Consider the following 17,147-nt stretch of genomic DNA (forward strand, 5'->3'; position numbering starts at 1 on the left):
GTGCCGCTGACCGAGGACGAGATCCAGGCTGCGCTGGAGGCGGTGCCCGGGTGGAAGCGTGAGGGCGACGAGATCAGCCGCAGCTACGGCATCCGGTATCACGGCGGGGTGGCGATGATCGTGCACGTTGCGGACGTCGAGCGGCTGATCGGCCATCACGCGGACATCGATCTGCGGTGGGGGAAGGTGCGGTTCGCGATCACGACGCACGACGCCGGTCACAAGCTGACGGAAGCTGACTTCGACCTGGCGCGGCGGATCGACGCCATCGCGGCCGCGCATGCGGCTGAGCCGCTGGACGACTGACAGGGCATGCGAACGGCCCCCTGCCCGGTCGTGGTGACCGTGCAGAGGGCCGAACTCCCCACGCTACGGGGGTGGTCTGGCAGTGGGCTTACAGCACCTCAATCGCCCTGCACTGCCACGTCCGTGATCTCCGCCGAGACCTTCGTCCCCGCCGATGCCGTCTGGAGCAACGTGGGCGTGTAGTTCAGGCTCGTCTGATCCGACAGCTCCGCCGTCTCGATGACCGGGCCGGACTCGTCACCATGGATCTCGTAGGTGATCTCGTACACCGCGCTGGGATCGATGCTGGCGCTGTCGCCGAGGTACGTCAGGTGCGGCTCAAGCGTCAGGTTGCAGCCCGCCGAACCGAAGCAGTGCCGTGACTTCGTCTTCAGCTCGATCGTGAAACTGTCCGGGGTCACCTCGTCGTACGACGGTGACGGTGTCGGTTCCGACGCCGCCTCGACTGCGGGTGCGCTCGACTTCGCGACAGCGGTCGGCTTGCTGCCGTCGTCTTTGGACTGCACGACCACGATTCCGGTGCCGATGATGGCCGCGATGACGGCGGCGGCCGAGGCGATGATGACGAGGTTCGTGCGGGACTTCTTCGGTGCCGGCGGTGCGGGCGGGAGGTGGTCAGGCATGGGCGGTGGCGTGAGGTCAGACATGGTCCCCCCAAGGACGTGGTGTGCAGGAAGGCATCATGCGTCGCGCGCGGTCGCCGTGAGCCCTGTGTATCCGTGTTGTGACCCTGAGCATGCAACGCCCTTGCGCTGTAACCGCATAGGTGATGCAGCGTGTGAGGCGTGGCCTGCGGGTTTCTCGTGCGGATGGCACGTGCTTGGCACGGCTCTCGCCGCCCGGCAGGGGTGTCCCTGCCTCAACCGGGCGACGGGTGAGGGCTCCTCTTCCTGACGCCCTCACGGGTAATTCGGAGACGTCGCCCCCCACAGGTGGGGCTTTCCCCTATCCGAAGGGGGTACCGCCCTGCGCATGGATTCCGGCGGTGACTGCGGCCAGGTAGGCGGCGTAGGTCTCGCGCTGGTTCCACGTGAACATGACCGTGCGGGAGTTGTTCGCGATCGCTTTCTCGGCCTCGGCGGTGGCGACGACGAGGCGCCCGCGGTCCTGCTCCGTGGCGAGCTGCACGTAGCCGTTCATCAACCGCGTGGGCTCCTTGGACAGCACCTTGATGACGTCACGGAGGGGAATCACAGAGTCCCGGGCACCCGTCATCTTGCCCATGAACTTTCGCTTGATCTCGGCCCGGTCTGCGTAGAGAGTCACGGTCGCGACGTAGCCCTTGAAGGCCTGCGGCTCCGGCTGACCTGTAGGGGTGCCCTTGGAGAGGTTGTGTGGCATCGGGCCAGTGTGCTGGTTGGGCAGTCGGCGCGGTAGGGGTGAAACCTTGTGGGGGCGGTGGTGATGTCTCTGTGGCGATGGGTGGCCGAGCCTGGTGTAGAGCGATTTCATCGGACCCGAGCTGCTTTTCGGTGCCGCGGGGGGCAAGGCATAGCTCACACCCGTTTGGTACCAGTTCGATCACTTCGCCGCAGCCGGAGCCGTACCGCGCAACACTGCCCCTCCCATGCACGTCACTGGGGGGACCTTGACTGACACACCGCGGCGTCCGCCGCGCCCTGATGAGGAAGACCTGATCCGATTCCACAACGGCGACACGCTCGAGAACATCCCGATCATCCGCCCGCCCGCAGCTGCTCCCGTACAGCGCCCAGCCTGGCTCATGCTGTCCGGGATCGCCGTGGTGGTCGCGCTGGTCAGCGGCCTGGCCGTGGTGGGGGTGCTGCGCCTTCTGGCAGGCGGCGGGTCCCCCGCGGCCGCCCGGCGCCCGGCTGGGGCGCCTGTGCCTGAAACGGCTGTGGCGCCCTCGCCGACCTCGGGCAGTCCGGCTGCTGAGGTGCCGTCCCTCACCCCGTCGACGAGCCCCTCGCCGAGCGAGTCGTTGGCGGTGGCCGCGCAGCCGCAGCTCGAACAAGTGCGGGTCATCCAAGCCCCGGTAACCGGAGGCGACCCGGGCACGTCGTACTGCCTCGTCTACACGAACTCGGCCAGCGGCAGCGTCAAGGAGGCGATCCTCCTTGCGAACGCGCCCGCGTACCAGTGCACGGACCTGCTGCCGTACGACCCGCAGGGCGGGGGCTCGTTCTCCACGGAGGCGCCGTCGTGTGAGGTGCCGGCGCGGGCTGCTGTGCTGAGCTTCGCGGAAGATTCCGAGTGGGCGGGGACTGTGTACTTCACCTGCCTGACCCGGCACACAGGCGCCTGACGGGCGGCGGCGAGCGGCCCTGGCGGAGAAGTTCGCGGTAGTCGGGCCGGGGCGGGCTCAGCGGACGGCCGCGTGGAAGCGGCCTGTCATCGAGGAGCGGAGGCTCTTGGGCCTCTGCATTGATGGAGGGGAACTGAATTGGAAGGCTTCTTCGACGGCCTTGAGCAGGCGATCCGAGAGAGGAACTGGCATGCCGTGCTGGTCATGGCGCTGACGCTGCCGGACATCTGCGCCAAGATCGTAATGCCAGCCGAGCGGTCCGGCCGACGGTATGCGGCGTGGTTCGACCAGCACGTCAAGCCCAAGTACACGTTCCAGATCGGCGTGGGAGCGCAGGAACGCGTCTTTCTCTCCGGCACCGACTGCTACGCCCTTCGCTGCGTGCTCCTACACGAGGGCTCCACGGACACCGCAAGGCAGCCAGCCAGCGATGCTCTCGACCGCTTCCATTTCTGTGTGCCGGGGCAGTTCAACCTCCGCCTGCACTGTAACCAAATCGGCCGTGCGCTCATCCTCATGGTCGATGAGTTCGCAGTAGATGTTCTCAATGCGGCGCGCGCCTGGTGGTCGTCCCTGGACTCCGCCGAACGTGAAGCCACGGCCGGGCGGCTTCTGGCCATCCGCAGCACCGACAACATCTCTTTCTGACGCCAGCGGCTACCTACGCGACCACACACGCCGAAGCCCCCGCCGGCCACAGGGACCGTGCGGGGGCTTCGGTATTCCGTCAGCCGTTGGGGCAGAGCGGCCAGTTCCCGGTCAGTCGTTGATCTCGCCGTTGTTCCTGACGACCAGGCCCTTGGCCGTGGCGTTGACGGTCCGCTGGTCGACGCTGCCGTTGTAGTGGTGGTGGTGGACAGGCGGTGCCGCTTCCACCACCTGCCGGGCACGGCTGGCGAGGCGGGCGAGGGCGAGGATCGGGACGGCGATGCCGGCGGGCGCGGCCGCGGCGATGGCGAGCGCGGTCGGGTCGGCGTGGCCGAGGGTGTAGACGACGAGGGACGTCATGCCGCCGATGGGGACGGAAGCGGCGCCGGCGGACAGCATCAGCACGCTGGCGTCGGTGGCGCGCTGGCTCATCGGCGGTCGGCCTTCCTGCGGGACGGGCGGGGTCGGGCCGATGGCGGGCACGGGGGTGTCGTCGCGGAAGTTGGTCTGTCGGATCGTGTCGCGGACGGCGGCCTCGATAACGGCGTCGGTCAGGCTTCCGCCTGCGGTCTGCCCGGCCGTCTCGTCGGTGGGCTGCTGCGGGTCGGGCAGGGGATTCACAGTGGGTCACTCCTCGCGGATTTCGCTACGTTGCGTGATTGTCAGGAGGGGGTGGGTCTGACAGTCAGAGCGGGTGTCAGACCCGTTGTCAGGCCGAAGTCAGGTGTCTTTCCTTTAGGCCCCCGCCCGGCCTGACAGTCAGGAGTCAGGCCGGGCCGTGACAGTCAGACCGTCACAGAGGGTCACTGCTATGCGGGCACCAGCGGCGAGCGGACGATGGTGTACTGGCCGTGCCCGTCCTTGCGGAGGACGCCCTCGTCGACCAGCCGGGGCAGTTCGCCCTGCGCCCACTGGCGGGTGCGGCCGGCCGCAACGAAGACCGGCGCCAGGTCCCCGGGGGAGAACGTGAGCTGGTTGCCCTCCGCCCACCGGTGCAGCTGCTCGTCGAGCAGGCGGCGGGCCTGATCGGTGGGCAGCTTCTCCCGCTGCGCGAACTCCATCTCGACGTCCGCGTCCTCGGGCATGGCGTCGTCCAGACCGAGGTGGGCGTAGGGGGCGTCAGGCTCCGGGTCGTCCGGGATCATCCCCATGACCTCGCTGTACGCGTCCTCGATCTCCACGGCCATGACCTCTTCCTGCTCTGCGGTGAGTTCGGCGACGGGGCCCGCCTCGGGCAGTTCCCGGCGGGGCTGGGCGATCGGCGGGAGCTCGCTGACGTCGGTGTTCACACGGTTCGTGCCGCGGTGCTTGCGGTTGGCGTACACCAGGCCCAGCGCGTTGGCGGTGGTGTCGTCCAGCGGGTCCCGGTACGACGTACCGGCGGTGACCAGGTCGGCCAGCTCCCGGCGGTCGGTGAGGCCGGACCGCCACTCCATCGTCCATCGGTCCTGGTCAATGCCCATGCCGGTGGCGAAGGCGTAGCCCGGGCGGCTGGATCCCCAGGCCGGGACGGCGCCGGCGTCGGTGACGCTGTCCGGCAGGCAGAACCCGGCGTCCGAGGCCTCGTCGACACCGAAGCAGGCGGAGGCCTGGAGGTTGGCGCGCACGTCGGTGGACACGTTCGTCCAGGTCGCACGCTGGAGGCTGATGACCAGCCAGATCCCCACCGACCGGGCGGCCCGGGCGATGTTGTCCAGCTCGTCGAAGTCGGCCAGGTCGGCGGCCTCTTCGGCCCACACCACGACCGCGTTCAGGCTGGACTTCGGCGTCCACTGGTCCAAGCCCTCGTCGGCGAGGACGTCACCGCGGGCCTTGATGGCGGCGGGCAGCGCCTTGAGCAGCCCCTTCGCCTCCCGCATGTCGCTGATGAACACGTCCAGGCCGTGCTTGATGTGGCCGACGGACTGCCGACCCTTGGAGCAGTCGATGAGCATCACGGACACCTTGCGGCGGGTCATGAAGTGGGCGAGCAGGCCGCGGGCGAACTCGGACTTTCCGGCGCCGGTCACGCCCATGACCAGCAGGTGCTGGAGGATGTCCGCGTCGAACGGGTTGATGATGAAGTCCTCGCCGTCCGCGTACAGGCCCAGCGGGATCGGCTCGTTCGGCAGCATGCCCAGACGGATGGGCGGGATGAACGCCACACCGTCCTTGAGCAGGTCAGCGACGCGGATGTTCAGGACGCCCTGCGCGGCGTTGTCCGGGTCCTTGGTCACGGTGACCCCGGACGGCGGGACGTGCATGCCCGCGGCCAGCTTCGGCAGCGCGGCCTGCACCTCGTCGATGGTCTGCCCACCGGTCGTCTCGATGGACGCCCGGACCATGCCCTTGTCGTTGCCCTTCGCGGCCTTGACCTTGAGCTTCTCCAGGCCGATGGCCTCGGCAAGCTTGGCAAGGCCGCCCTTCGCCTCGACCTGCTCGGTCTCGTCGTGGGCGTTGCGCATGACCTGCCGGATGTTCCAGGAGGCGGCGAACACCCCGCCGCCCAGCAGCCACAGGTCGAGCATCGGGCGGCCGAACGGTCCGGCGGCGGTGGCGCAGGTCAGCCAGCCCATGCCGGCCGCGACGGACGCGGTGGCCTGCGCGCGGCGGAAGCGGCGGAACTTGTTGCTGCCGCCCGCTACCTGCCAGGTCACCGCAGCGAGGGCGGCCCCGCTCACACCGAGGCCGGCGGATGCCAGCCCGGCATGGAGGGCGGTGTCTCCCCACATCGCGTTCGTGGCGAACCCGGCGAGCGGCGGCAGGGTGTAGGCGCCGGCCCACGGGGCGGCATACGGAACGGCCTTCCCCACCAGGTGGCTGACGACCTGCCCGGCCAGGCCGCCCTTGCCGACGGCGACGGGAACGATGTCCGTGGTGGTGTTGACCTGCTGCTTGTTGCCGCTGGTGGTCGTCGTCGCGCGGCTCATCACACGTCCCCCATGTTGAACTCGCGGCGGCCCTTCTGGCCGTTCTTCTTCCGCTTGGCTTCCTGCTCGGGCTTGACGAAGTGCCGGTCGAAGGCGTGCGCCATCTTCAGCGCGCCGACTCCGAGTGCCTTTGCGGCCTCGGCGCTGACCTTCAGGTGCATGGCGACCAGGCGGGCCCGGATGCGGGACTGGGCGCCGAAGGTGTACCAGGTGCCTTTGTGCGTGGAGAGGACGGCTTGGATCTCCTCGGCGCGCATGGCGAGGATGAAGTGCAGTTCCCGGCCGAGGCGGTTGACGGCCTTGGCGCAGTCCATGATGTCCTTCGCCCCGCGGAACTCGATCCGCTCGATGGCGCTGACCATCCCGTCGCCCTTGTGGTTGCTGGGCCCGGCGGCAGCGGCCTGACCAGCGCTGTCGCCGCCGCTACCGCGGCCACCGCCGTCGTTGCCGCCGAAGTTGACGTTGATGTTGCGCTGCTTCTGCACGCGCGGCCCGGCCTGCTGCTGGCTCTGGCGGGGGCCGCCCGGGGTGAAGCCCTTGTCGTCGGCCCAGTTGTAGGGCGTCTGGCCGTTGGCGGGAGTCGTCATCGTTAGTTCTCCTCGTGGAGGGTGGTGGAGCCGAACCACAGCGGGGTGCGGACCTGGACCAGGTCCGTGTCGGGGTCGTCGTCGACCTGGGCCTCGGCCCGGTCGATGAGTTCGTGGGCGGCCATGAACCGGGCCGTGGCGGCGGCGGCGTACAGGCCGGTCGGGGACCAGTCGGTCCGGGCGGCGGCGAGCCGGGCGAACAGGCGACCGGTGCGGGCTATGCCCTCGGTGAGCCTGGCGATCCGGTCAATCAGGGTGGTGCGGCGGGCGCCGTACACGGCGGCCCCCTCTCTCTGGTCAGTGGATGCGGTAGCCGCCGGCGATGAGCGCGCCAGCTTCCTTGCGGTACTCGGAGGCGGTCGACAGGGAGACCGCGAACGTTTCGGCGATGGCTTCGAGCGGGAGCTGGTCGACCTGCCCGGCGTGCCGGGTAAGGGCGAGGCGGGCGACCTTGCGGACGGTGCGCTCCTTCGGCGAGAGGCGGGCGGCGTCCTCGGCCTCGACCGCGCGCAGCTCGATTTCGGCGGCGGCGGCCCGCGCTTCGGCAGCACGCTTCTTCGCTTCGGCGGCGTCGGCTTCGGCCTGGGCCTGCTCCGCCTCGGCGGCGGCGAAGCGGCGGTTGATCTCGGCAGTGTGGGCTCGCGCTGCGGCGGCGGCGCGCTCGACTTCGGCGGCGCGCTGCTCCGTTTCGGCGGCGCGGGCCCGCGCTTCGGCGGCAGCCTCCTCGGCTTCGGCAGCGCGGCGGCGGGCTTCGGCGGCGTCCGCCGACTCGATCGCCTGAGCGGCTTCCTGAGCGATCCGCGCCTGCGCCTCAGCGGCGGCCTGCGCCTCCGTGACGGTCGCCTGAGCGTGCGCCACGGCGGCGTTCTCCTCGGCCTGCGCCGCGATCTCAGCCGCACGGATGTCACTCTTCGTGCGGATGCTGGCCTTGTGGCGCTCCGCGGCGCGCTGCTCGGCGCGCGCCTCGGCCTCAAGCTGCAGGCGCTCGTTCTCCTCGGCGCGCAGCTGCTCGGCTTCCTTCGCCTGGCGGGGCAGGGCGAGCGCTTCGTCGACTGTCAGGCCGTAGCGGGCCATTGTCAGGGGCAGCAGCTCGTCCGCTTGGGCCCGCCGGCGCCAGCCGCGCCCGTACTTGCGCTGGAGCATCGCCGCGTACACGGTCCGCTCCTGCTCGATCTGCACGGTCTCCTGGTAGGAAGACCTGTCCCACAGCTTCATGCGCCGCCACAGGGCCGCTGTGGCGGCGGGAGCCAGCGCCCAGCGGGCCGCGGGGATGCCCTGACTGTCACGCCCCGCCTCGATGTCAGACGCCCTGACAACGAGGCGGCGGGCGGCCTCCACGGTGGCGACGAACATCAGCGGAATGACGGCGTGCATACCGGTCCCGACCGGATCCGCGGTCATCGGACCAGGCGCAGCCGCCGCGTTGAACACGATCGTGGCCACGGTCAGCAGGTGCGCCACCGTCCGCAGCATCGGCCACGGAGTGTTACGGCGGACCATGACGAGGTCCAGGGCGTACAGGACGACGATTCCGGCGTCCAGACCGATCGGGAAGGCGTAGGAGAAGTCCCCGAACCCGCGGTCGAAGGCGAGGTCTCGCAGGGTCTTGTAGGACCCGGTGAAGCCGATGCCGGCGAGGATCGCACCGCCGACGTAGGCGACGGCGGCCAGGGCGCGGTCGGAGCGCTTGGCGTTCTCGGACGGTGCCGGGTCGTCCGTGGCCGGAGCGGAGTCGGGCGCGTCCGGAACGTCCACCGCCGTGTCCGAAACGGCGGTCGGCGCTCCTGGAACGGGCGCGGCCGGGGCCGCAGCACGGGGCAGGGTGGCGAGGTTCATCGGTGGACTCCAGATGGAAGTCGGGGTGTGGAAGCGGGCTGGCGGCGCCCCGCACTCCCGCCCGTCCGGAACGGCGTCCGGCGCGTCCGGAGCGGGCGGGAGAGGCAGGCGTCAGGCCGAGCGCTGCTGCTGGCGGTCGGTGTCGGTCATCTCGGCGACGGTGGCCTCGAAGCTCTGGCCGGACTCCAGGACGGTCTCGGTGATGACCTGGGCGGCGCGGGTGCTGTCGCCGGCCTGGACGGCGGCGCGGAGTTCGGCGGTCTTGTCGGCGATGAAGCCCATGACGGGTTCCTCTCGGTTCGGTGGTCGGGTGGTGGAAGTCGCTGGCGCGGTTCCCCTCACCGCCCGTCCGGGGACGGGCGGATCGGGCAGCCGGTCAGCGTGGCCGGGTCTCGCTGCGCCGGTTCGCTTCGGCGACCTTCCGGGACAGCTCCGCGCGCTCCTCGTCGGTCACTGCGGCACCCCCTCGCCGCTCGCGTGAACAACCCGGTGTGCGGCCAGGCACACGCCCTCACGGTCGCGGCGGTCGTTCGCGACGATCAGCGCGGCCATCAGCGCGGGAACGGGCGGGAGGCGCCGGGCCGACCGGGATGCCGCACGGATGGCGGCGTGCTCGGTCGGGCGCGGGATGTAGGCGCGGGCGGTCACCGGCCCTCACCCCCGGCGAGGACTGCGGCCAGGTCGTCGGCCAGGCCGCGCAGCCGGTCGGCGAACGCGTCGAGGCCGGCCGCCAGGCCGTACAGGCTGACGGGGTCGAGGGTCAGGCCGAGCGGCCACACGGAGACGCCCGGCGTCGGCCCGCCGAGGCGCGGGGCGCTGGTGGTGGCGTGCGGCGACTGGACGAGCTGGGCGACGAGCAGGGTGCGGCCGAGGTGGGCGCACTCGATGCTGTGCCCGGCGTGGATCAGGTCGGCGCGCAGGGTGTCGGGGTCGTGGTGGGTGTGGCCGGCGCACCAGGACGGTTCGGGCAGGGTGACCGGGCCGTGGTCGGCGGTCGGCAGGGTGACGGTGCGGGGCGCGGTGCTCACTGGCCCTCACCCCCGTGGCGGTTCTCGTCGTGGGCGAGCTGCTCGGGGCGGGTGCGGGGGGCGTTGATCCACGGGAACGGGCGGATGCTGGCGGCGGCCTTGAAGACGCGGATCGCGGCCTCGCCGGGGGCGTCGGGCAGCGGGTAGACGCGGCCGCCGTCGAGGGAGGCCAGCAGGCGGGCGCCGTGGTGCTCGCAGCCGTCCGCGCCGCCGTTGTGGGCGTCGAGGATGGTGACGGCGACCGGGCCGCCGCACGGCGTCGGGTCGTCGGGATGCGCGGCCGAGCATCGGCAGGCGGGCGGGCGGGCGTCCTCGCGGACCGTGCGCGGCTCGGCGTCCAGGGCGCGCAGCAGCAGGCGCAGCGCCTCGCGCAGGGACAAGACCTGGTCGCTGTCAAGGAGCTGGCGGGCAACGCTGATCGCGACGTCGAGGTCGGAGGGCCCGGGCAGGGCCCCCACCGTGGTGGGGGCCTGCTCGGCCGCAGGGCGGCGGATGGTCACCGGGCACCTCCGGCACGGCCCTCGGTGATGGCGCGGATACGGCGGTCCTCGGCCTCACGGTCGAGACGCGCGATCTCCGGGTCGCCGTCGAAGTCGCCGGCCGCTTCCTGCTCGGCGAGCGCGACGACGGCCTCCAGGCGGGGCAGGAAGGCGCGCAGGGCTTCCAGCGCCTGGCGGGCCTCGGCCGGGGACAGTTCGCCCGTGTGCTTGCCGTGGCTCAGCCACACGCGGGTGGTCCGGCCGTAGGCCTGCGGGCGGTACTCGCTGACGACGACCTGAGCGGCGAGGAACGGCGTGTGGACGAGGTCCGGGTCGCGGTCGCTGTCGATGTCCCGCAGTTCGGTCTCGACGGGGGCCGTGGTGCGGGCGCCGAGCCCGTCGTCGAGGACGAGGGTGGACTGCTCGGGGGTGAGCGGCTCGTCGGGGGCGGCGAGTCGGCTGATCATTCCGGCGGCGATCTGCGCGGCGACCTGCGGCGTGTACTGGGCGGGGAGGGTCTTCCGCATGGCCCGGTCGACGACGGCGGGCAGGGCGGCGACGAGCTGGGCGAAGTCGACTTCCGGCTCGGTGTGCTCGCGGGCGGAGTCGACGAGGTGGGGCAGGTGGCCGGCCGGGGTGAGGTCGAGGGCCGGGACGCGGGCGTGGGTGCGGTTGGTCATGGTGTCTGTCCCTCGGCTCAGGCGGCGGTGGCGAACGCGGCGATCAGGGCGACGGCGGCGCGGTACTCCGGCTTGCGGGGCCGGTAGGCGGCGACGAGGCGGGCGACCTGCGCGCGGGTGTAGTGCGCGACCGTGCGGGTCTGGTGGGCGCGGCCGCCGGCCACCGTGCGGCGGGTGCGGGCGGTCTCGGCGGGCTGGACGTCGAGGCGCTTCGCGACGGAGCGGAGGCCGTTGGCGACGCCGGCCGCGGCCTCGCGGTCGACGCCGGCGGCGATGGCCACGGTGGCGAGGGAGCGGGGGCGGCGGCGGACCGAGGCGACGAGGCGGGTCGCGGCCGAGCGCTGGCGGAGGGTGGCGCGAAGTACGCGGCGTGTGGCGCGACGCTCGCGACGGATGGAAGGATGCGTCACAGCGGGTCTCCCGGTGTAGTCGGGTGGATTCCGTCAGGCCCTCGTTCGGTGCTCCAACACCGGCGGGGGCCGCTTGCGTTGTCGGCGGGTCTCCCTGCCAACAACTCCACTCTAGGGAACATGGTGTTCCATCGTCAAGCACTCTGACGCTGGACAACGCAACCAATCTGCGTAACATCAGGTTCCATGATTACGGATGGAACACTATGTGTCATGGATAAGCGATCACTGGCGCAGATGGCGCAGCGATTCAGGGACGCCGAGCAGCGGGCCGAGATCCTCCGGCAGGAGCTGGCCGTCGCCATCCGGCAGGCGGACGTTGACGGAGTCGCACAGAAGGACATCTGCGAGGCGACCGGCTACACGCGCCAACAGGTCCGGCGCATCGTGCTGGCCGGCGAGTCGGAGACGGTCGCCGAGTCCTAACGGGCGGCCGTCTCACACTCGTCTCACAGACCCACCGAGAAGCGCAGGTAGGACGCGGTCCGACCTGCGCTCTCTGGACTGTATGGACGGTCCGGGGACGCTCTGGACGCCGGGTAAACTCTGGACACGTGACTTCCGCTCCCGCCAAGCCCCGCATCCCCAACGTCCTCGCCGGACGCTACGCCTCCGCCGAGCTCGCCACGCTCTGGTCCCCCGAGCAGAAGGTGAAGCTGGAGCGGCAGCTCTGGCTCGCCGTGCTGCGGGCCCAGAAGGACCTCGGGATCGAGGTGCCGGACGCGGCGATCGCCGACTACGAGCGCGTCCTGGACACCGTCGACCTGGCCTCCATCGCCGAGCGCGAGAAGGTCACGCGGCACGACGTGAAGGCGCGCATCGAGGAGTTCAACGACCTCGCCGGGCACGAGCACGTGCACAAGGGCATGACCTCCCGCGACCTCACCGAGAACGTCGAGCAGCTCCAGATCCGGCTGTCCCTGGAGCTGATGCGCGACCGCACGGTGGCCGTCCTCGCCCGCCTGGGCAAGCTGGCCGGCGAGTACGGCGAGCTGGTCATGGCCGGGCGCTCGCACAACGTCGCCGCGCAGGCCACCACCCTCGGCAAGCGTTTCGCGACCGCCGCCGACGAGCTGCTCGTGGCGTACGGCCGGGTGGAGGAGCTGCTGGCCCGGTACCCGCTGCGCGGCATCAAGGGCCCGGTCGGCACCGCGCAGGACATGCTGGACCTGCTGGGCGGGGACGTCGCGAAGCTCGCCGAGCTGGAGCAGCGGATCGCCGGTCACCTGGGCTTCTCGCAGGCCTTCACCTCGGTCGGCCAGGTCTACCCGCGCTCGCTGGACTACGAGGTCGTCACCGCGCTGGTGCAGCTGGCCGCCGCCCCCTCGTCGCTGGCGAAGACGATCCGGCTGATGGCCGGGCACGAGCTGGTGACCGAGGGCTTCAAGCCGGGCCAGGTCGGCTCCTCGGCGATGCCGCACAAGATGAACACCCGCTCCTGCGAGCGCGTGAACGGCCTGATGGTGATCCTGCGCGGCTACGCCTCCATGACCGGCGAGCTGGCCGGCGACCAGTGGAACGAGGGCGACGTGTCCTGCTCGGTGGTGCGCCGGGTCGCGCTGCCGGACGCGTTCTTCGCCCTCGACGGACTGCTGGAGACGTTCCTGACGGTGCTCGACGAGTTCGGCGCCTTCCCCGCCGTCGTCGCCCGTGAGCTGGACCGCTACCTGCCGTTCCTCGCCACCACCAAGGTGCTGATGGGCGCGGTGCGCGCGGGCGTCGGCCGGGAGGTCGCGCACGAGGCCATCAAGGAGAACGCCGTCGCCTCCGCGCTGGCGATGCGGGAGCAGGGCGCCGAGCGCAACGAACTGCTCGACAAGCTCGCCGCCGACGAGCGCATCCCGCTGGACCGTGAACAGCTCGACGCGCTGATGGCCGACAAGCTGTCCTTCACCGGCGCCGCCGCCGGCCAGGTCGCCGCGGTCGTCGGCCGCGTCGAGGAGATCGTCAAGCAGCGTCCGCAGGCCGCGGGCTACACGCCGGGAGCGATCCTCTGACCCGGTTCACCCCGGCACAGCTCGAGGCCGCCCGCGACCGCGTCATACCGGACGTGGTCGCGGACGGCCTCAAGGTGCTGTTCTGCGGCATCAACCCCGGTCTGATGTCGGCGGCCACGGGACATCACTTCGCCCGCCCCGGCAACCGGTTCTGGCCGGTGCTGCACCTGTCGGGTTTCACACCCCGGCAGCTGAAGCCGTCGGAGCAGCGGGAGTTGCTGTCGTACGGGTTCGGCATCACGAACGTGGTGGCGCGGGCGACCGCGCGGGCCGACGAGCTGGACGCGGAGGAGTACCGCGAGGGCGGGCGGCGGCTGGCGCTGAAGGTGGCCCGTCACAAGCCCCAGTGGCTGGCGGTGGTCGGCGTCACCGCGTACCGGGCGGCGTTCGACGACCGCAAGGCCCGAGTGGGCCCGCAGGAGCGGGTGATCGGCGAGTCTCGGGTGTGGGTGCTGCCGAATCCGAGCGGGCTGAACGCGCACTGGACGGCGCAGACGATGGCGCAGGAGTTCGCACGGCTGCGGGTGGCGGCGGAAGGCTCCTGACCGGTCGTCACGGCGGGTCGGCCGGCGTGACGACCGCGAGCAGCTGGAACGGCAGCTCCTTGTCCCACTGGGACACGCCGAGGGCGAGCCATCGGCCGGTGCCGGGTATCTTCCACAGGTGTACGTCCGGCACGTGGGCGCTCAGGGTGGCCCAGGGTTCGGCCGGGTCCTGCCCGTCCTGGGACCGCAGGAAGATGCTCGCCAGGCTGACGGCGTGCGGCGGTCCCCAGCGCTCGGTCAGCCGCTCGGTCAGACCGTCCCTGTCGGCTTCGTACTGGGTCCGCGTCTCCTCCCACCGCGTCCCGTCGTCCTCCCAGAAGTCGTCGCTGGTCAGTAACTCGGCCATGAGGTAGCCGGGTCCCCCGCTGCCCACGTCGGTCCTGCCGTGCGCCGCGGGGAAGTCCCGGACGCACAGCACGTCGATCGTGGCGAGGCACCGCGCGATGTCCATGGCGTCCAGTAAACCCCCCGCCACTGACAATTGGCGGGGCGTCACCCGCGGCCCCCCTCACACGCGGCGGCCACCGTCACAGGCGGCCACCGTCGAGCACGGCCCGGGGTCAGGCGTCCCGGCGGTTCAGCCGCCCCGCTCCGGCCAGCAGCGCGGCCGACGCCCACAGCGCGGTCACCGCCAGTCCGCTCCACGGCCCCAGCGCCCCGTCCCACGTCTCGTGCAGCACCACCTGGCCCGCCTTGTCCGGCAGGAGGTCCGCCACCGTGCCGGAGACGTACCGCCGGAGGCCGCCGACGGGGCGGCGGTGATCCCGCTGGTGCGGCGACTGCGCCCGGACGTGGTCGCCATGGACGTGCGGATGCCGCTCCTGGACGGCATCGAGGCCACGCGCGCGGTGCTGCGGACCGTCGACGCGCCGCCGAAGATCCTGGTGGTGACGACGTTCGAGAACGACGAGTACGTCTACGAGGCGCTGCGAGCCGGCGCCGACGGGTTCCTGCTGAAGCGGGCCCGGCCGGCCGAGATCGTGCACGCGGTGCGGCTGGTAGCCGAGGGCGAGTCGCTGCTGTTCCCGGCGTCGGTGCGGCGGCTGGCCGCGGACCACGGCGACCCGGGCGGCAACCGGGCGGCCCGTGCCGTGCTGGACCGGGCCGGGCTGACCGAGCGGGAGGCCGAGGTGCTGCGGCTGATGACCCGTGGCCTGTCGAACGCGGAGATCGCCGCCCGGCTGGTGGTCGGGACCGAGACGGTGAAGTCGCATGTGAGCGCCGTGCTGGCGAAGCTGGGGGCGCGGGACCGCACGCAGGCCGTCATCGTCGCGTACGAGTCGGGGTTCGTGGCGCCGGGCTGATCCGGCCGGTGCGGGCGGGCCCGGCGCCCGGATCGCCCGGTCGCCTGCGGGGGCGCGCCTCGCCGGGACCCGGCGTGCCGAGTACCATCCGCCCAACACGCGCACGAGCTGGGAGGACGGACGTTGGGGCAGCTGACCGGCGGGGATCCCTCGCTGCTGCGGAGGATCAACTCCGCGGTGGTGCTGCACGCGCTGCGTGCCGCGGACTGCGCGACGCTGACGGAGATCACCCGGGTGACCGGACTGTCCCGGCCCACCGTCGAGGGCGTCGTCGAGGGGCTCGTCGAGGCGGGGTACGTCGTCGAGAAGGCCGCCGACGAGGGCGCGGCCCGGCGTCAGGGGCGGCCCGCCCGGAGGTACCGGTTCCGGGCCGAGGCGGGTCATCTGCTGGGGCTGGAGATCGGTCCGCACCGCGTGGCCGCGCTGCTGGCCGACCTGGACGGCCGGGTGATCGGGGCGCAGGCGAAGGACGTCGAGGAGACCGCGCCGGCCGACGAGCGCCTGGAGCGGCTGCGCACGGCGGTCGCCGAGCTGCTGCGCCGGGCCGGCGTGCCGCGCGGTTCGCTGCGGGCGGTGGGGGTCGCGACGCCCGGCATCGTCGAGGCCGGCGGGATCGTACGGCTGGGCACGGCGCTGCCCGGGTGGACGGGGCTGCGGCTGGGCGAGCGGCTGAGCCGTTCCTTCAAGTGCCCGGTGCTGGTGGAGAACGACGCGAACGCGGCGGCCGTCGCCGAGCACTGGAAGGGCGCCGCCACCGAGTCCGACGACGTGGTGTTCGTGCTGGCGGGACTGAGCCCGGGGGCGGGTTCGCTGATCGGCGGCCGGCTGCACCGGGGGTACGGCGGCGCGGCCGGGGAGATCGGCGCGCTGCACCTGCTCGGCCGGGAGGCGACCCCGGAGACGCTGCTGTCCACCACGGACGAGCCGCTGCACCCGCTGGACGAGCAGGCGGTCGCCGGGGTGTTCGCACGGGCCCGCGAGGGTGACCAGCGGGCCCGCGCGGCCGTCGACCGGTTCATCCAGCGGCTCGTGCACGACGTGGCCGCGCTCGTCCTGGCCCTCGACCCGGAACTCGTCGTCGTCGGCGGCTGGGCGGCCGGCCTGGACGGTGTACTGGAGCCGCTGCGCGGCGAGTTGGCGCGTTACTGCCTGCGCCCGCCGAAGGTGACCCTGTCGCTGCTGGGCGAGGCGGCGGTGGCGATGGGCGCGCTGCGGCTCGCCCTCGACCACGTGGAGGAGCAGCTGTTCGCGGTGGAGGGCACGGTCACCGCCCGGCGCTGAACCGCGTCGCGCCCCTCCCGGGTTGTGGGGTGCGACGCGGCTGAGGGGTCTTCAGGAGGCCTCTCGCTCCGGGCTCTGGTGGATCTCCACACCGCCGGAGTCGCCGAAGGTCAGCCGGCAGGTGTCCGCGCGGTAGGTGGCGACGGACAGCGCCGCGCTGCGGCCGCCGGACAGGAACCGGGTGGTGACGACGAGGACGGGCGCCCCCGGCAGCCGGTCCAGTTCCTTGGCGTCCTCCGCCCGGGCGGAGCCGAGTTCCACCGAGCTGTCGCGGCCCTCCAGCTCCAGCCGGTGCAGTTCGCGCAGCACGGCACGCGCGCGGGCGGGCCCGGACGGGGTGTCTATGGCGGACAGGTCGGGCACCGACGCGGCCGGGATGTGGAGCAGCTCCGCCGCGACGGACTGCCCGTGCGAGACGCGCGTACGCCGCAGCGTGTGCACGGGCTCGTCGGACGCGGTGCCCAGCGCGACGGCGACGGCCGCGGGCGGGACCGCCAGCACGCAGTCGACGGCCTGCCAGACGTCGCCGGGGGCGCCGGGCCAGGCGTGCTGCCCGGTGCCGACGGCCACGCCCACGCGCGGCGGCGCGACGGTCGTCCCCACGCCGCGGCGGCGCTGCAGCCGGCCTTCCAGTTCGAGCTGCTCGAGGGCCTGGCGGAGCGTGGCGCGGGCGACGCCGAAGCGGGCGGCCAGATCGCGCTCGTTGGGCAGGATCTCCCCCACGGAGAACTCGGAGTCCAGTGCCTCGGTCAGCACGGTCTTGAGGTGCCAGTACTTCGGTTCCGGCACCGTTTCCAGCTGCGTGGTCCCCACCCTGTCCTCCGCATCCGCCGTGGCCCCCCGCGGCGTTTAAGCGCCCTTGTTTATTAAA

The 17,147-nt window shown here is 72.0% G+C and carries 23 protein-coding genes and 1 pseudogene; 8 read left to right on the top strand and 16 right to left on the bottom strand.

Annotation, left to right across the window (positions count from 1 at the left end):
- Nucleotides 1-306: a 4a-hydroxytetrahydrobiopterin dehydratase gene (locus tag AB0G63_RS23215; RefSeq protein ID WP_360753352.1), complete on the top strand. Its 306-nt coding sequence runs from the start codon at nt 1-3 to the stop codon at nt 304-306.
- Between the two features lie 98 nt (nt 307-404).
- Here AB0G63_RS23215 and AB0G63_RS23220 read toward each other — a convergent pair whose 3' ends face one another.
- Both AB0G63_RS23220 and AB0G63_RS23225 read right to left on the bottom strand, forming a co-directional pair.
- A complete protein-coding gene (locus AB0G63_RS23220) occupies nt 405-929 on the bottom strand; it encodes a hypothetical protein (protein WP_360753354.1) in 525 nt (174 codons plus the stop codon).
- Between the two features lie 322 nt (nt 930-1,251).
- A complete protein-coding gene (locus tag AB0G63_RS23225) occupies nt 1,252-1,647 on the bottom strand; it encodes a hypothetical protein (protein WP_360753357.1) in 396 nt (131 codons plus the stop codon).
- A gap of 226 nt (nt 1,648-1,873) precedes the next feature.
- Between AB0G63_RS23225 and AB0G63_RS23230 the strand changes: the two genes are divergently transcribed.
- A complete protein-coding gene (locus tag AB0G63_RS23230) occupies nt 1,874-2,572 on the top strand; it encodes a hypothetical protein (RefSeq protein ID WP_360753360.1) in 699 nt (232 codons plus the stop codon).
- A 138-nt stretch (nt 2,573-2,710) separates the two neighbouring features.
- Nucleotides 2,711-3,220, top strand: a complete 510-nt coding sequence (locus AB0G63_RS23235; RefSeq protein ID WP_360753363.1) for a hypothetical protein — start codon at nt 2,711-2,713, stop codon at nt 3,218-3,220.
- A gap of 111 nt (nt 3,221-3,331) precedes the next feature.
- Here AB0G63_RS23235 and AB0G63_RS23240 read toward each other — a convergent pair whose 3' ends face one another.
- The 11 genes from AB0G63_RS23240 to AB0G63_RS23290 form a co-directional block, all read right to left on the bottom strand.
- Nucleotides 3,332-3,841, bottom strand: a complete 510-nt coding sequence (locus tag AB0G63_RS23240) for a hypothetical protein (protein ID WP_360753365.1) — start codon at nt 3,839-3,841, stop codon at nt 3,332-3,334.
- A 188-nt stretch (nt 3,842-4,029) separates the two neighbouring features.
- The gene (locus tag AB0G63_RS23245) at nt 4,030-6,129 is read right to left on the bottom strand and encodes an FtsK/SpoIIIE domain-containing protein (RefSeq protein WP_360753368.1); all 2,100 of its coding nucleotides are present in this window, start codon (nt 6,127-6,129) and stop codon (nt 4,030-4,032) included.
- The gene (locus tag AB0G63_RS23250) at nt 6,129-6,716 is read right to left on the bottom strand and encodes a hypothetical protein (RefSeq protein WP_360753371.1); all 588 of its coding nucleotides are present in this window, start codon (nt 6,714-6,716) and stop codon (nt 6,129-6,131) included. The genes AB0G63_RS23245 and AB0G63_RS23250 overlap by 1 nt, the downstream gene beginning before the upstream one ends.
- Nucleotides 6,717-6,718: 2 nt before the next feature.
- Nucleotides 6,719-6,994 carry a hypothetical protein gene (locus tag AB0G63_RS23255; protein WP_360753374.1) on the bottom strand — a complete coding sequence of 92 codons (276 nt, stop codon included), beginning with the start codon at nt 6,992-6,994 and terminating at the stop codon, nt 6,719-6,721.
- A gap of 19 nt (nt 6,995-7,013) precedes the next feature.
- Complete coding sequence (locus AB0G63_RS23260; protein ID WP_360753377.1) at nt 7,014-8,552, bottom strand: DUF2637 domain-containing protein; 1,539 nt, start codon at nt 8,550-8,552, stop codon at nt 7,014-7,016.
- A 111-nt stretch (nt 8,553-8,663) separates the two neighbouring features.
- A complete protein-coding gene (locus AB0G63_RS23265) occupies nt 8,664-8,834 on the bottom strand; it encodes a hypothetical protein (protein WP_360753379.1) in 171 nt (56 codons plus the stop codon).
- Nucleotides 8,835-9,002: 168 nt separating this feature from the next.
- Nucleotides 9,003-9,200, bottom strand: coding sequence for a hypothetical protein (locus AB0G63_RS23270; RefSeq protein ID WP_360753382.1), 198 nt, complete (start codon nt 9,198-9,200; stop codon nt 9,003-9,005).
- Nucleotides 9,197-9,580 carry a hypothetical protein gene (locus tag AB0G63_RS23275; RefSeq protein WP_360753384.1) on the bottom strand — a complete coding sequence of 128 codons (384 nt, stop codon included), beginning with the start codon at nt 9,578-9,580 and terminating at the stop codon, nt 9,197-9,199. Before AB0G63_RS23275 ends, AB0G63_RS23270 begins: the two co-directional genes overlap by 4 nt.
- Nucleotides 9,577-10,080: a hypothetical protein gene (locus AB0G63_RS23280; protein ID WP_360753387.1), complete on the bottom strand. Its 504-nt coding sequence runs from the start codon at nt 10,078-10,080 to the stop codon at nt 9,577-9,579. Before AB0G63_RS23280 ends, AB0G63_RS23275 begins: the two co-directional genes overlap by 4 nt.
- A complete protein-coding gene (locus AB0G63_RS23285) occupies nt 10,077-10,739 on the bottom strand; it encodes a hypothetical protein (RefSeq protein WP_360753388.1) in 663 nt (220 codons plus the stop codon). The genes AB0G63_RS23280 and AB0G63_RS23285 overlap by 4 nt, the downstream gene beginning before the upstream one ends.
- Nucleotides 10,740-10,756: 17 nt before the next feature.
- On the bottom strand, nt 10,757-11,149 hold the full coding sequence (locus AB0G63_RS23290; protein WP_360753390.1) for a hypothetical protein: 393 nt from the start codon (nt 11,147-11,149) through the stop codon (nt 10,757-10,759).
- A 213-nt stretch (nt 11,150-11,362) separates the two neighbouring features.
- Here AB0G63_RS23290 and AB0G63_RS23295 point away from each other — a divergent pair, with 213 nt between their 5' ends.
- From AB0G63_RS23295 to mug, 3 genes are all read left to right on the top strand, one after another.
- Nucleotides 11,363-11,575 (top strand): hypothetical protein, encoded by a 213-nt coding sequence (locus AB0G63_RS23295; protein WP_360753393.1) that lies wholly within the window; start codon nt 11,363-11,365, stop codon nt 11,573-11,575.
- 128 nt (nt 11,576-11,703) lie between these two features.
- Nucleotides 11,704-13,146, top strand: a complete 1,443-nt coding sequence (gene purB, locus AB0G63_RS23300) for an adenylosuccinate lyase (protein ID WP_360753396.1) — start codon at nt 11,704-11,706, stop codon at nt 13,144-13,146.
- 44 nt (nt 13,147-13,190) lie between these two features.
- Nucleotides 13,191-13,691: a G/U mismatch-specific DNA glycosylase gene (mug, locus tag AB0G63_RS23305; protein WP_360753456.1), complete on the top strand. Its 501-nt coding sequence runs from the start codon at nt 13,191-13,193 to the stop codon at nt 13,689-13,691.
- A gap of 7 nt (nt 13,692-13,698) precedes the next feature.
- Here mug and AB0G63_RS23310 read toward each other — a convergent pair whose 3' ends face one another.
- Both AB0G63_RS23310 and AB0G63_RS23315 read right to left on the bottom strand, forming a co-directional pair.
- A complete protein-coding gene (locus AB0G63_RS23310) occupies nt 13,699-14,142 on the bottom strand; it encodes a hypothetical protein (protein WP_360753398.1) in 444 nt (147 codons plus the stop codon).
- A gap of 109 nt (nt 14,143-14,251) precedes the next feature.
- A pseudogene (locus tag AB0G63_RS23315) lies at nt 14,252-14,416 on the bottom strand (ABC transporter permease); the annotation flags it as partial.
- Between AB0G63_RS23315 and AB0G63_RS23320 the strand changes: the two are divergent.
- Together AB0G63_RS23320 and AB0G63_RS23325 are read left to right on the top strand one after the other, a co-directional pair.
- Nucleotides 14,375-14,995: a response regulator transcription factor gene (locus AB0G63_RS23320; protein WP_360753459.1), complete on the top strand. Its 621-nt coding sequence runs from the start codon at nt 14,375-14,377 to the stop codon at nt 14,993-14,995. The pseudogene AB0G63_RS23315 and the gene AB0G63_RS23320 sit on opposite strands and share 42 nt — an antisense overlap.
- Nucleotides 14,996-15,118: 123 nt before the next feature.
- A complete protein-coding gene (locus tag AB0G63_RS23325) occupies nt 15,119-16,276 on the top strand; it encodes an ROK family transcriptional regulator (protein WP_360753401.1) in 1,158 nt (385 codons plus the stop codon).
- Between the two features lie 51 nt (nt 16,277-16,327).
- Here the strand turns inward: AB0G63_RS23325 and AB0G63_RS23330 are convergent, their stop codons facing one another.
- Nucleotides 16,328-17,089, bottom strand: a complete 762-nt coding sequence (locus AB0G63_RS23330) for a GntR family transcriptional regulator (protein ID WP_360753404.1) — start codon at nt 17,087-17,089, stop codon at nt 16,328-16,330.
- Nucleotides 17,090-17,147: the final 58 nt, after the last annotated feature.

Origin of the sequence: Streptomyces sp. NPDC020996 (genome assembly GCF_040641355.1) — a bacterium.
In the GTDB taxonomy this organism is placed as follows: Bacteria; Actinomycetota; Actinomycetes; order Streptomycetales; family Streptomycetaceae; genus Streptomyces.